The organism is Nostoc sp. C117, from assembly GCF_043099735.1.
Taxonomy (GTDB): Bacteria; Cyanobacteriota; Cyanobacteriia; order Cyanobacteriales; family Nostocaceae; genus Nostoc.
The window spans coordinates 6,863,435-6,876,188 of record NZ_CP170991.1 but is presented as its reverse complement, the minus strand read 5'-3'; the positions used below and the strand labels follow the sequence as shown (position 1 = coordinate 6,876,188).

The window sequence follows — 12,754 nt, the reverse complement described above, 5'->3', positions numbered from 1 at the left end:
TACTTAACGAGCTAAACCTTGAGCAGAAACAGCATCAATCGGTTTCATCAAATACAGCCGCAATAATTGCCAGCCATTAGAGATGTAAAGCGGAAGTTTCTGGAAGAATTGCAGGAATTTGGGAGTATTAGAGTTAGCGATCGCACTCAGTTTCTCATTATTGCTGATACAAGTATCTAAGCGCTGATAAAACTCTGGATTTTCTACATCCAGCATGAGTGGGAACACTCTACCTGCGTTTTCGTTGGTCTTCTTAATTACATGGATGTCGTATTCTCGTGCATCCAGTCCAAGGGTCGCATAAAAATCCTTGCGTTGGATGTCGTTGAGATACATTGTTGCAAACACCGATAACAAGAAGAACCGACTCCATAGCCGTGCTTTCCAATCATTCAACATTTGCGGTTGGGATTTCATGATCGCATCAAAGAAATCACCGTGACGGTTTTCATCTTGACACCAGTTTTCAAAGAAGCGGAAAATCGGATAAATCCGGTCTTCGGGATGCGCTTCTAAATGACGATAAATGGTGATATAGCGCCAATAACCAATCTTTTCAGAAAGATAAGTGGCGTAGAAGATGAATTTCGGCTTAAAGAAGGTATAATTGCGGCTCTTAGTCAAAAACCCTAAATCTAAGGACAGATTAAAGTCCGACATAGCTTTATTCAAAAAGCCAGCGTGACGCGCTTCATCCCGTGACATCAGGTTAAAGCACTCTGCTAAAACGGGGCTTTTGCCTTTTAAGCGACGGCCGAGTTCTTTGTACAGCAAAAATCCGGAAAACTCTGCCGTACAGGAACGTTCTAGAAATTCAACGAATAACCGGCGAGTTTCACCGTCAATATGATCCCAGGATTGTTCAAACTCGGCATCCCGAACAAAGTGATGGCGGTTGTAGTCAGCGCGAAACTCTTCGAGAATCGCTCTTAACTCGTCTTCATTGACGGAAATATCCATCCGCCCCATTTCTTCAAAATCGGTAGTGTAAAACCGAGGTGTTAATAGGGTTTCTTTTGCCGGGACTTTAATTCCTGGCCGTATTTCTTCAAAGCCTGGTTTTTTGAGGGAATCTACCATGTCTTGATTGCTCTTTCGTCTTTATTATCTTGAGTACACTAGAAAGCCAAAGGGAATGCTCTCACAGAATACAGCAGCCGACAATAATCAATTTAGTATAAAATTCAGTCTACCAAGCTGCGGGTGACAAACTAGTAAGCAAAACATTAAGAGTTGCAACAATCATTCAAGTTTTGCGGAATCAAAAATGGCGGATTAGTAGTCAAGTTAACGTAGGGTAACTCCAAAAATAAAAATAGCCCTTAAAGCAACTCGCGTGCAACTTCCTTCCAGGAACCTAGCACTCTCTCAGTAATTTTCCGTGGTTGTTACTACAATAAATTAAGCAGTCTTAATTATTTAAGTCGATCGCCTTAGGATTAACACTCTATGACTGGCACAATTACTACATACTTATATATGACTCTACTGAAGAGATTGCAGCATTTTAATAACCGTAGATAAGGCACTCTCCACAAGATAAAAATCAGGGTTTGAGCGATGCCTTCTCTGCGAGACGCTACGCGAACGGCGGGCGTAGCCATCGCTAAGCAGTGTCAAGACTACAAAAATTGTCATCAAGCAACTAGTGCAAGATGTGAATCTAGCTATCCGTACTGAATCTCAGGCAAAACAGTATGGGAAACCATATTAGACAACAAGAGTGAATCCAAAGGGTTGACAACAAGATGAATCTTGAAAACAATCAGCATAAAGACCGGCTTCTTGTCTCTTACATTTTGTGTGGAGTCGGATTTTTCGGCGTCGGAGGGCTACACCGTTTATACAATGGCAAAATTGGGACAGGATTGTTGTGGCTGTGTACTTTTGGTTTATTTTATATAGGGCAGGTAGTGGATCTGCTTCTCATCCCCAACATGGTTGACGAATACGAAACCAACCTGAGACTAAAAGCTGGTGTATCTCCCTTTGGTGTACCTTTAAACCAAACTGCGATCGCCTCTCAAGTTCACCGCCCAACCGGTAACCAACTCATGATTAAACTAATTGAAGTGGCGGAAAGCAAAGGTGGTACTCTCACCGTCACTCAAGGGGTGAAGGCCACAGGAGCCAGCTTTGCTGAAGTCGAAAATACTCTCAAAGAGATGTATAAATCAGGTTATGTAAAAATTGATAACGACCCCAATACTGGAGCCGTTATCTACCATTTCCACGAACTTTAATTGTCCTTTGTCATTTGTCCTTTGTCCTTTGTTAAAAACCAATGACTAATGACTAATTTCTACCTAGCCACTTTTGACCGTCCAAACGCTGCACTAGACCAAATACCAATAGGTCTAGTGTAATTTTGCGCTCATCAATTAAGAATGACTCCAGAGTACTGGCTTTTTTGCCTTCATAACAAGAAAAACCCTTTTTCCCTTGAATATCTTCTTCAGGGAAATACAGATTAAAGTGAAACAGACCGTTTTGTAAACTACCGATCACTTGCCAGGATTCTTCGGCTGATTCAAAGCCTTTGATTGGCACTTTCTGTTTTGCAAAAGCCACTTCTAAATCTTGCACACCTTGCTGAGCGATCGCTTTTTGTAAAGCTGGCAAGTAGTATTGCTCAATAAACTCTACAAATGGTTTATCTTCAACAGATGGGGCTTTTTCTTTTTTAGCGGCTTTAGCTGCGGCGGCGGGTTTTTCTGTCTTGGGTGCTTCACGTGAGTCTGTACTAGAAGCATTTTCTTCGGCGACACTGGGAGCTACTTCTCCCGCTTGATTGTGATTGGGTTCTTCTGCCATTGCTCAGGTCAATCCTTTAATCTAGCTTTCGGAGCGATCGCTCACCTTGAGATGTTTGTTATTTTCATTCTGACATAATAGTGCAGCAGTAAAGAGTCGGAGATAAAGGAGATGATAGTCGTCCTAGTAATGGTAAACCCGTAATGGGTGCAGATTTGGGTGCAGATTTGCGTGCAGCCATTGACGCACTACTCGTGGATAAACCTCTTACGACTGAGCAAAAGCCGAGTGTTGGTTGCAATATTAAATGGAAACCTGGAAAACAACCGAGTTATTTTGGTTGACTGTTGACTGTTGATTGTTGAGCGGAGCCAGGAAAGCTCCGCTTCCAAGGAGTTAGGAATTCTGTCTCTCTATCCCCAGTCCCCAGTGATGCACTGAGCTTGTCGTTGGCGCAGCCTCTCGCAGAGAAGTGTCCCCAGTCCCCAGTCCCCAGTCCCCAGTCCCCAGTTTCCAAATATCAATGCTTAATTTCCAAATTCAGGATGTAGCATCCTAGTTGGACTTTTTCTGCCCACAATTCATATTCGAGCCGCAAATGCTCTGGTAAGGGATGTCCGCTAAGAATTAGGCTACTAGTAAAATTTCGTAAACGAATGGGGTCGTTAGATTGGAATGACTCAGTTGGTAACCAATAACGACTAATACCATAAACGCCCTGTTCCCAGAAGTGACGGTAACTAACTTGGGCATTACCTTGCATAGTCATAATTACTCGGTATGGGGAAATCTCCAACCACAAAATTCTCGGACTACTAGGGGCATAAGGTTTGCTCTTCGTTTGTGAAGAAGTCTCCTCTGGACTGAGGACACTCTCTACTTCGCAAGTAATTAGGGGCGGTGCGGTTAACAGCAAATGAAATCGGTTAGTATCTTTTTGATACAATGTACCAGCAGTTTCAACAACAGACCAGATTGGTAAGTCAGTAGAAATAATTGATAAGCACACGGGCTTGCGATGATGGGTCAGCATGGGAGCGATAAGGGCTAAAAGCTATTGATGAACAAAATGAGATGAACACTAGGGGGCTAATAGGTCAGAGTAAGAAACTAAATAGTAAAACAGGCTTAATATTAATTGAATCTGCTGATTGGCTAAGCTATACAAATCAGGATAGAAACAGCTAGGATGTGAGCTTAGACAACAAAGACAGCGCTTTTTCTAGAGAAAGCTAATTTGTAATTAATGCTTGTAAATATTCTAAGGCTATAGCCCAAAACAGTGGAGTCTTTAAGTAGATGCGGAAAAACCTTCTTAAGGGGACTTACCGTAGATTTGAGTAAGTTTCATACAAGAAAAAGCGAGGATACTAAGGATGAAGTAAACACGAACAACAAACCAACTCGCTGATGAACTTCTAGTGTATTCAAAAGCCAGTGTATCCTAATGTCGGCTTCTGCCATAACCGTAGAAACTCAAGAAAAACTTGCTCACAAGTTAATTATTTAGCGATTCCCTCTTGGGCTATCTTACAGGATCGCATTTAGTTACTTGAGGATAATCGATCTCTCACTGTGCTTTGATGCTGGGCATTTTACCTAAAAATGAAGCTGAGCAGAACTTAGCTAGCAATGATTGGTTGTTGCCTATTGCTTGCCTATGCTTGGCTGGCAATGATTTTCAGAGTCATTGTACCCCACCCCTTAGCATTATAAAGATTAACTGAATTGGCTCCACCATCAGGTTGCAATGTCTGAGCATTAAAACCAGGAAATTGAGGTTCAAAGCTGAGTTTAGTTGAACCTGCGCCCAAAAAACTCGAATTTGGTAATAATTGTCCTTGAATGGTTCCTCGGCTATACAGTGAATCAGTTGCTCTAAAGTTGTAAGCTTGGAGTCCAACAATTAACAAGTCTGTGCCATTAAAGCTACTGGTGAGATTTAGCCTGACACGATTGTTGAAAACAAGATTGGCATCTTTACTACCTGTTTCTCCTATTCCTCACACACAAATACGACATCTACTGATTTTTTTGACAACCAATACGATTTTTCAAATCTTTGAGCCAGTAGAGTGTCGTATTCATAAGATTTAATTTGTTTGCTGTAAAATTGTGCTGAAAATTAGTCGTTTAATGACGTTGTTAACCCAATACGCAAACGGAATATTTCTGAATCACGTTTATGTGTTAGAAGTTTGCCAGTTAAACACGTCAATCCCTCGTATTAGAATTACTCTGTACGGGATTCAGATAATTAATAGCTAAACCCATATATCGGCTCATACATACCAATCATAATTGGTATAGAGCTATAAAATTAATCTTCAACAATTAGGTAATAAGAATGAAAAAATTAACTGCTTGGGAAAACTAATTTCATAGCTCTAATTGTCTATTTAGACACTATTTATATGTCGTGAATTTCAGTATTTGTATTTTATGACGGGTGTTTCGCCAAAATCAATGTTTTTTGAGACAGCCCGATACCATTAACTTATACATGAGGAGTCAGGAATAAAAATAAGCTGATGTGCTTTTAAATTCCATAATCAGGATCAGTACGCAAAGAGGCAAAAATCCAATTTAAATGACAATTAGCTTAACTTTTAACATCAGGATTCAGAAGACTTTGATATCCAAGGTTAATCAGCTAAAAAAATCAAGCTTGCGATCGCTTCTTGATTTTCCAATGATTCTGGATTCTGACTTCTGACTCCTGAATTCCTAGCTTTTAACTATTCAGCATTGAGGATTTTTGGTACTTTGAAAAATTCGCCTTCTTGTTCAGGCGCACTATTGAGGATGCTTTCGCGGTCAGCATAGGGTTGTAACACATCCTCTCGTGTGACATTACTGACATCAATTGCCCGTGTTGTCGGGGCTACATTACTGACATCAAGTTCGTTGAGTTGTTGAATATAATCCAGAATACTTCCTAATTGAGTTGTGAATTGTTCTTCTTCTTCTGGAGTTAACTCTAAGCGAGCAAGATTAGCTACTTTGTGGACTTGTTCTTGGTCAATCATAAATTGTTATTGGGCATTGGGCATTGGACAAAATAATTCCGAGTAAATAAGTGAGATTCCTGGCTCAGCACGGGCTAAACCTTAGCTATCTGCTAACAGCACTTGTGAAGGGCATTGTTTATGGACAAAGAACTAATGACAAATGACTAAAAGAATACGTCAATTTGCGATCGCCCTGTAGTTTTTAACCAGTTTTGGGCTTCGATATAGTTATTAGGAGCCATGCGAATAGCTCGAATCCAATAGTCTGCGGCTTGGTCAAATAGTGCTTCGCCGCCGTCGTTATCTCCAGCTTCTTTTGCTTTTTCGCCTTGGTAGTGATAAATCACGGCGATGTTGTTCAAAGCTTGGGGTAGGCGTGGATTTAACTCAATTGCCTGGTGATATAGCTCTAAAGCTTTGTTGTGGTCACCGTTGCTGGCATGGATTAGCCCCATATTGTAGAGAATATAACCGCGATCGTTGGTATCTTCCTCTAGCGTGAGAGCTTCTTCATAGTATTCCAATGCTTCGGCATATTCTCCTTCGGCTTGCGCTGACATACCATCTCGATAATAAACAAACGCTTCTTTGGCTTTTTTGTTAGCTGGCAGTATCTTCAGGATAATATCCGCCATCACTGTAAAAGATTTGTCAATAAAGTTATCGTTTTTTTGCGTTCTTGGCATATTTATCTCTGGGTATTGGGTATTGGGTATGGGGCATCCCTTCTCTGCGAGACGCTACGCGAACGACTTACCTCGGCTACTTCGGCTTTGCGGTAGTTGAATCTCGACTTCTCCTAACGGAGACGCTACGCGAACGCTCGATTTCCGCGTAGTCGAAACTCAGTACAAGTCCGCTCGGCACGAGTCGCTCAGGGCAAGTGGGCATGGGGCATTGGGCATTGAGGTGGTGGGGAGATGGGGTGATGGGGTGTAATTCTCTCTCCATCTCCCCATCTCCCCATCTCCCCATCTCCTCATCTCCTCCCAGTCCCCTAGTACACTCAATAGTTAATTTAACTGATTTGTGGGAGCATTCTTCTCAGTTAGGGGCATAATGCATTCGGGACTATTATGCCGAGAGTTGTTTACCAAGGTGCTAACTGGATAGGCAGCCATTGCTGGCGCTGGATAGGGATGCAATAGCTGCTGTAGGGTTTCGGGAGTTTGCACTTGGGAATCTAGCCATAAATCGTAATCTTGCGGCTCTAGAATCACTGGCATACGCTCGTGGATGGGTTGGAGTAATTCGTTGGCTGCCGTTGTCAAAATTGTACAAGAGATTATTTCGTCGTTAGTGGGCGTTTCCCCTTGGGGTTGCCGTGGGCATCGCCATCTTTCCCACAAACCTGCAAAGGCGAAGGGCTGCCCATCTTGGAGACGAAAATAAAACGGCTGCTTTTTACCTTGTTGGCGTTGCCACTCATAAAAACCATCAGCTAACACTAAACAGCGTCGATGCTTAAAAGCTGACCGAAAAGCAGGTTTTTCAGCAACAGTTTCCGCCCTAGCGTTGATTAACTTTGCCCCCATTTTTGGATCTTTCGCCCATGAGGGAATTAACCCCCAATGCAACTGCTTAAATTCACGCTTTTCGCTTTCAGGATTTTGTAACACTGTTGCCACCATTTGCGTAGGTGCAATATTATGTTGGGCTGCTAAATCAGGAACTTGGTGGAGACCGAAAACTTCAACTAAAGCTTCTGCTGACTGATTTAGAGTAAATCTTCCACACATACTTTTCTTCTTAAACCCCGAATGAATTAAACATCTCAATCTCTAAATAAATAAATAATACTTTTTTATTTTTTGGGATGATTTTATCTAGTACTCAGAAGCTAAATATATAAAAAATATATCCGGTTTTGGCAAAATCTTTTGGTAAGATATTGTATTTTGAACCCTTACCCATCAACATATTACTTACTGTATTTTAACATGGAACTACTACGTTTGTACGATTTTTTACCTTCTGGCAATGGTTATAAGATACGTCTTTTATTGACACAACTAGGTATGCCTTTTGAAAGGGTAGAGGTTAACATCTTGAAACGCGAGACTCGAACACCAGAATTTTTAAGTAAAAATCCCAATGGGAGGATTCCTGTTCTCGAAATCGAGCCAGAAAAATATTTGGCAGAATCAAATGCCATATTAGTCTATTTGAGTGAAGGTACAGAATTTTTACCCTACGATCGCTTTTTACGAGCGCAAGTGCTGCAATGGTTATTTTTTGAACAATATAGCCATCAACCTTTTATTGCCAGATCGAGATTTTGGATTTCTATTTTAGGTAAAGCCAAAGAATATAGTGAAGCGATCGAGGAAAAACGTGAGCCAGGTTATACAGCACTTAACCTGATGGAAAAACACTTAACTTCTCACACTTTTCTTGTAGGAGAGCGTTACACAATTGCTGATATTGGTTTGTTCGCTTACACTCATGTAGCTGATGAAGGTGGGTTTGATTTAACAAAATTTCCTGCCATCAAAGCTTGGATAGAAAGAGTCAAAGCTCAGCCCAGGTATATTAGTATCAAAGATACACAAGAATAAAAATTATGTTTTCTCATCTCTGTCTCTTGATTCCTTTTGCCATCAAATATTGTATGGTATCACATTCAGAGATTACGAGAAGTTTTCACAGTTAGCAAAGCATTAGCGAGCAAATAATCAACATTAAATAACTGTGTCAATTTCAATTAGCTTTTGCCGAGAAGACAAACCGGACTTAATTCTGATGTCAGATTTGGCTACATTAAATTTCTCTGCTAGGAGTTTAATTAACTCTTCATTAGCTTTACCATCAACTGGTGGCGATTTTAAATAAACTGTCAAGCTACCATCTAGTTGTTCTTCAATTTTTTGCTGTTTTGAATTAGGTTTAACCTTGACTTTTTTTTGCATAACCGATTTTTTGTAATTGTTGCAGCCACAACCAACCTAAAACACAACCCAACGCATAATGAGGAAAATCCCACCAAGCAAAGGTAGTACCCAGTAACAATTTACCTATCAATGTAGTGCGAATTTCGTTTAATAGTGGCGGATGCCAAAGTTGCAAAAACTCTATTATACAGGTGATAACAAAAACCCATATGGGAATTTGAACTATTGCCGCCCGACTTCTGAAAAAATAAAATCCAACCAGACACCAAAATATTTCGTAAAATATATCTCCTCCGTAGTCATTAAACCACTGATGGGCAAACCCAGCATAGTACTTAAACAAAAGACCCATCGGTACAACGATGAGCATAGAAAGAATAATAAATATTGTTTGATTTTGGTTTTGGCGCATTTTCTCAAAGCCTAGAGACTAAGCAAAATTTTAGCCTCTGTACAAGGGATTGGGGACTGGGGAAAGTGGGGTCTCCTCTGGGGATAAGGGACTAGGACTGCATAGTATGAACTGGAGAACATATGTATGTAAATAGCCAAAAACTTTCTTAAATCTACTCAAACATACCAGTCCCCAGTCACCAGTCCCCATAATTATGGATATCTTCGACTACCAGCACCTACTACACCAATTTTGTGGCGATAGGAAAGTTCAGCACCAAACCATCCAGACAGGCTAGTCAGTGTACCAACAATCAATGAGATAACCAGTCCCCAAGGAAGTATTCGGGCTTCTGGATCGCCCAAACGCAGGAGAAAATTGACAAGGGTTAAAACCAGCAGAGAAACATTAAGTATCAAATGCGCCCACCCTGCGCTACGTTTGCGGACTCGTTCGATTTTGAAAAAGTCACTCAACCCGATCGCTGCTGCAAGAAGACCGCCAACTAATCCGAGTCCGATTAACCATAGTGAAGCCCTAGCCCAGAAGAAATCACGAGTTAACCAGTAGCCGATATCGCTTCCCAAGGCGGCGGCTAAGAAGGCGATGGGAAAGATCACACTCAGAGGGTGAAGAGGATGTCCAGCGATCGCCACTGTGCTAGGTACGCCAGTATCACGATACTCACTGTCGTTACTTTCAATAACTGGTGGGATATTTGGAAAAGGTGTTGAATTTGTTTGGGTTGTATCTGTAGTTTCCATTATTAGTATCCTGAATTTATTTATTTACTGTCGAATTTTTAAGCTGAAGGAATTTGTTCAACATAAGCTTAGGCTTCTAGGGTTAGTTTACCTACTTCTACTTTTAGTTGGTTAATTTGCAAACTCATACCCTCTAAATCAAAGTGACTCAAATTCAAAATTTCGCTCGTTTGATCGATCAAAGCTTTTGTCAACTCTGGCGAGATTTCCTCACTTTCGCCATACTCAACATTTTCCAAAGAAACACTTTTTCCATTAGCATTAATCCAGGGTACTGCTGAAAAGACAACTTGCTGATTTTCGCCTGTTTCTACTAATTTAACGCTGGCATTCAGTACTACTTTTTCATCACCAGGTAGTCGAAAGTCTACATCTTGAGGTTCAATAGTCCTGACTTCTCCGTTAACATGTATTTTTTGATTTTGCAATTGTGAGCGCACATATTCTGAGTTGAAGGCGCGATTGATATCAGCTTCGGTTAAAACAACTCGTGCATTAGCTTCAGTAGGTTGAGTGAGTTCAATTTTGCCAAAAGCTACACTCAGAGGATTTATGGCAACACTACTCATTTGCATTTCTAACTCCTCCATGCGGAGGTCTTTTTGCATTACTAAACCTTCACCTTGAATGACCACTGTATCCACTTGTCCTTGAAGGAGTTTAAGTGGATCAGTTTTAATATTTACATCTAAATTTTCTACTTCATCTAACTGGCTAGATAAACCTATTTCTGCGGCTTTATTTAGCGCCTGCTCTCCTATCCCAGAATTTTCTGGCATTCTCAAATTGACTCCTGTTTTTAATCTCCTTGAGTCAATTTAATAAACTAACATGAGAATTTTATCTATCTAGCGATGTAGTAAAATTTAAAATATTGTCTATCTAAAAGTATAACGATATTTTCCTGATCTGATGGAATTTTTTGGTTTTTTACCTCCATTTGTGAATAAAATCGTTCAAAAGAAAGATAGAATATATAATTTTTATGATTTATGATATTGATACATAATACATACTAGTTAAAATCTGTTTCATCAAAAAATTTACAATATTTTTCTCAAGAAAATTTTGTGTTGCTATATCGGATTTAAAAGTGTGTAGGCGTACCCATCGGTATGCATCACTTCTACAGTAATTTTTTTAAAGGTAATGAAAACCCAGGGACAACATCTTCACCACTTAATATTGCTGTAGCTGGATACTGGGTAATTGAACCATCGCGGCGATAAACTAAAGCTTGCTGATTTTTGCTATCAATTAACCATCCCAATTGCACACCATTAGCAATATATTCTTCCATCTTGGTTTTGAGTTTTGCCAAGCTATCATTCTTAGAACGAATTTCAATGACAAAATCGGGTGCTAAGTTGATAAATTTGTCCTCTTCCCGATCCCAACCTTCTGGTAAACGCCCTTTAGCCACAAAAGCTGCATCAGGCGATCGCACTGCGGTATTTGCTAACCTAAAACCTGTACTCGCACTGAAAACTTCACCTAAATCCTGACTTTCTACCCAATTGAATAGATAAGCTCCTGCTTTTATTTCTCGATTACCAGAAATTCCACCAGTTGGGGGCATAGTTTCTAATGTTCCATTAGCATTACGTTCAAACCGCAGTTCCGGGTTTTGAAAACTCATTAACATTAATTCTTCATCAGTGACAGTATATAAAGACTGCACTGTTACTTGTTCGCTGTTCATGATCTAGCAAACTTAATAGATACTTTAATTTTAGACTGAGATTCCATTAGCTTTTGATGATCTGTAGTTTTCTTTTTTTAATTCGGATAAATAAAAAGATAAGGCATGAAGGATGGAGTTTTTTAAACTTCATCCTTCATGCCTCTAAGGATAATTACAGTCTTTTATTGGCTAGCGGAACATACTACTAACTGAGGTATCTTCATGAATTCGCCAGATAGTTTCTCCTAGCAAATTAGCCACTGACAGCACTACTAGTTGAGGAAAGCGATTGCTTTCTGGTATAGGTATCGTATTTGTGACAATGACTTCTTCAAACAAGCCACTAGATAACCGTTCCATAGCAGGTGGTGAGAATACCGCATGAGTTGCACAGGCGTATACCTGACGCGCTCCTTCTTCACGCAGTAGTCGCGCTCCTTCGGCGATGGTGCCACCAGTGTCGATCATGTCATCTACCAACACTGCGGTTTTGCCTCTAACATCGCCGATGACATTTAACACTTCTGCAACATTGTGTGCCTGACGACGTTTGTCAATAATTGCCAGTGGAGCATCATTTAGTTTTTTGGCAAATGCCCTGGCTCGTGCTACACCACCAACATCGGGAGAAACAACCACAAGGTCGGGCAGTTGTTTGCTTGCTAGATAATCTAACAATACTGGCGAACCATAAACATGGTCAAAGGGTATATCGAAATAACCCTGAATCTGAGCCGAGTGCAAATCCATTGCCAGAACGCGGTTAGCACCTGCTTCAGTGATCAAGTTAGCAACTAGCTTGGCGGTTATTGATTCTCGTCCTGCGGTTTTGCGATCGGCGCGGGCGTAGCCATAGTAGGGAATTACAGCCGTTACCTGTCGCGCAGAAGCTCGACGACAAGCGTCAACCATAATTAATAATTCCATCAAGTGATCGTTGACGGGTTGACAACATGGCTGAATTAGATAGACATCACAACCCCGAATCGATTCTTGGATTTGAACGTAAAGTTCTCCGTCTGCAAATCTTTTGCGGATCATTGGTCCCAAGTCCATGCCGAGATAGCGAGAGACTTCTTGAGACAATTGTAGATTCGCAGAGCCTGAAAACAGACGCAGACGATGATTATCAGTCAGTCCTGTTGCAGATGGTTGCACTTTTAAAGTTGCAGAACTGAGTACAGCAGATGCTCGATATGCATTCATAGCAATATTATGATTACAGATTTAATAGATTTAACCAAGAAATAGCCTAA

At 40.7% G+C, this 12,754-nt stretch carries 15 protein-coding genes and 1 pseudogene; 3 read left to right on the top strand and 13 right to left on the bottom strand.

The annotated features are described in order from the left end of the window. Positions 1 to 3: 3 nt before the first annotated feature. Positions 4 to 1,080: a magnesium-protoporphyrin IX monomethyl ester (oxidative) cyclase gene (acsF, locus tag ACFG4S_RS29450; RefSeq protein WP_392532432.1), complete on the bottom strand. Its 1,077-nt coding sequence runs from the start codon at positions 1,078 to 1,080 to the stop codon at positions 4 to 6. Between the two features lie 668 nt (positions 1,081 to 1,748). Between acsF and ACFG4S_RS29445 the strand changes: the two genes are divergently transcribed. Next, the gene (locus ACFG4S_RS29445; protein ID WP_392532431.1) at positions 1,749 to 2,243 is read left to right on the top strand and encodes a TM2 domain-containing protein; all 495 of its coding nucleotides are present in this window, start codon (positions 1,749 to 1,751) and stop codon (positions 2,241 to 2,243) included. 52 nt (positions 2,244 to 2,295) lie between these two features. Here ACFG4S_RS29445 and ACFG4S_RS29440 read toward each other — a convergent pair whose 3' ends face one another. Next, positions 2,296 to 2,814 (bottom strand): DUF2996 domain-containing protein, encoded by a 519-nt coding sequence (locus ACFG4S_RS29440; protein ID WP_392532430.1) that lies wholly within the window; start codon positions 2,812 to 2,814, stop codon positions 2,296 to 2,298. Positions 2,815 to 2,924: 110 nt separating this feature from the next. On the opposite strand from ACFG4S_RS29440, the pseudogene ACFG4S_RS29435 reads away from it, so the two are divergent. Then, positions 2,925 to 3,098 (top strand): annotated as a pseudogene (locus tag ACFG4S_RS29435) (thioredoxin family protein); the annotation flags it as partial. Between the two features lie 176 nt (positions 3,099 to 3,274). Here the strand turns inward: ACFG4S_RS29435 and ACFG4S_RS29430 are convergent. From ACFG4S_RS29430 to ACFG4S_RS29410, 5 genes are all read right to left on the bottom strand, one after another. After that, positions 3,275 to 3,787, bottom strand: coding sequence for a hypothetical protein (locus ACFG4S_RS29430; protein WP_392532429.1), 513 nt, complete (start codon positions 3,785 to 3,787; stop codon positions 3,275 to 3,277). A gap of 625 nt (positions 3,788 to 4,412) precedes the next feature. Beyond that, positions 4,413 to 4,667, bottom strand: coding sequence for a hypothetical protein (locus tag ACFG4S_RS29425; RefSeq protein WP_392532428.1), 255 nt, complete (start codon positions 4,665 to 4,667; stop codon positions 4,413 to 4,415). 825 nt (positions 4,668 to 5,492) lie between these two features. Further along, the gene (gene gatC / locus ACFG4S_RS29420; RefSeq protein ID WP_392532427.1) at positions 5,493 to 5,783 is read right to left on the bottom strand and encodes an Asp-tRNA(Asn)/Glu-tRNA(Gln) amidotransferase subunit GatC; all 291 of its coding nucleotides are present in this window, start codon (positions 5,781 to 5,783) and stop codon (positions 5,493 to 5,495) included. A 146-nt stretch (positions 5,784 to 5,929) separates the two neighbouring features. Beyond that, the gene (locus ACFG4S_RS29415) at positions 5,930 to 6,451 is read right to left on the bottom strand and encodes a photosystem I assembly protein Ycf3 (RefSeq protein WP_392532426.1); all 522 of its coding nucleotides are present in this window, start codon (positions 6,449 to 6,451) and stop codon (positions 5,930 to 5,932) included. A gap of 327 nt (positions 6,452 to 6,778) precedes the next feature. Then, positions 6,779 to 7,504: an SOS response-associated peptidase gene (locus ACFG4S_RS29410; protein ID WP_392532425.1), complete on the bottom strand. Its 726-nt coding sequence runs from the start codon at positions 7,502 to 7,504 to the stop codon at positions 6,779 to 6,781. A 201-nt stretch (positions 7,505 to 7,705) separates the two neighbouring features. Between ACFG4S_RS29410 and ACFG4S_RS29405 the strand changes: the two genes are divergently transcribed. Further along, positions 7,706 to 8,323, top strand: coding sequence for a glutathione S-transferase family protein (locus ACFG4S_RS29405; protein WP_392532424.1), 618 nt, complete (start codon positions 7,706 to 7,708; stop codon positions 8,321 to 8,323). A gap of 123 nt (positions 8,324 to 8,446) precedes the next feature. Here the strand turns inward: ACFG4S_RS29405 and ACFG4S_RS29400 are convergent, their stop codons facing one another. The 6 genes from ACFG4S_RS29400 to ACFG4S_RS29375 form a co-directional block, all read right to left on the bottom strand. Next, complete coding sequence (locus ACFG4S_RS29400) at positions 8,447 to 8,674, bottom strand: DUF167 domain-containing protein (protein ID WP_392532423.1); 228 nt, start codon at positions 8,672 to 8,674, stop codon at positions 8,447 to 8,449. After that, positions 8,652 to 9,068, bottom strand: coding sequence for a DUF2809 domain-containing protein (locus tag ACFG4S_RS29395; protein ID WP_392532422.1), 417 nt, complete (start codon positions 9,066 to 9,068; stop codon positions 8,652 to 8,654). The genes ACFG4S_RS29400 and ACFG4S_RS29395 overlap by 23 nt, the downstream gene beginning before the upstream one ends. 194 nt (positions 9,069 to 9,262) lie before the next feature. After that, on the bottom strand, positions 9,263 to 9,814 hold the full coding sequence (locus tag ACFG4S_RS29390; protein WP_392532421.1) for a DUF2231 domain-containing protein: 552 nt from the start codon (positions 9,812 to 9,814) through the stop codon (positions 9,263 to 9,265). A 68-nt stretch (positions 9,815 to 9,882) separates the two neighbouring features. Then, entirely contained in the window at positions 9,883 to 10,593 is a 711-nt protein-coding gene (locus tag ACFG4S_RS29385; RefSeq protein ID WP_392532420.1) for a DUF2993 domain-containing protein, read from the bottom strand. 347 nt (positions 10,594 to 10,940) lie between these two features. Next, positions 10,941 to 11,516 (bottom strand): Uma2 family endonuclease, encoded by a 576-nt coding sequence (locus tag ACFG4S_RS29380; protein ID WP_392532419.1) that lies wholly within the window; start codon positions 11,514 to 11,516, stop codon positions 10,941 to 10,943. Positions 11,517 to 11,687: 171 nt separating this feature from the next. Beyond that, the gene (locus ACFG4S_RS29375; RefSeq protein WP_392532418.1) at positions 11,688 to 12,704 is read right to left on the bottom strand and encodes a ribose-phosphate pyrophosphokinase; all 1,017 of its coding nucleotides are present in this window, start codon (positions 12,702 to 12,704) and stop codon (positions 11,688 to 11,690) included. Positions 12,705 to 12,754: the final 50 nt, after the last annotated feature.